Source organism: Pedococcus sp. P1_H8, assembly GCF_056405175.1.
Genome location: NZ_JBFUCP010000524.1, coordinates 1 through 349, shown reverse-complemented (window position 1 = coordinate 349; position 349 = coordinate 1). Strand labels below are relative to the sequence as shown.

Annotated in this window: 1 protein-coding gene; it reads left to right on the top strand. The window is 68.5% G+C overall.

Annotated features, from left to right (window positions below; all coding sequences use genetic code 11):
• Positions 1-132: 132 nt before the first annotated feature.
• On the top strand, positions 133-349 hold a 217-nt coding region (locus AC1DYG_RS21155; protein ID WP_477641769.1), incomplete at its 3' end, for a hypothetical protein.

The following is a 349-nucleotide window of genomic DNA, read 5'->3' as shown; positions in this document are numbered from 1 at the left end:
CTGCACACGACGCCCGCGGGCAGCCCGTGGTGGCGAGCGGTCAACGAGCGCTTGCTACGGGACGGCTGCGAGGCGGTTGCGCGGAGCGCCGGACTTGGGGGCGCCCCGTCGTCCCCGGTGATACGCCTGTGGATGTCCTTTGTCGCGGATCCTCATGGCCGGACCTGGTACCGGGCACACAACGCGAGCATCGTCGCCGCCTACCTGGAAAACCGTGACCTCGCCGAGCAGGAGAACGCGGCCGAGCGCTTCTTCCTCAATGTGATGTTGCTGCGGATGCTCTATGCGCATGCACTGGTGTCCGCGCCCCGGCTGGCCCTGCGGCGATTGAGCGGAATCGGTCCGGCAC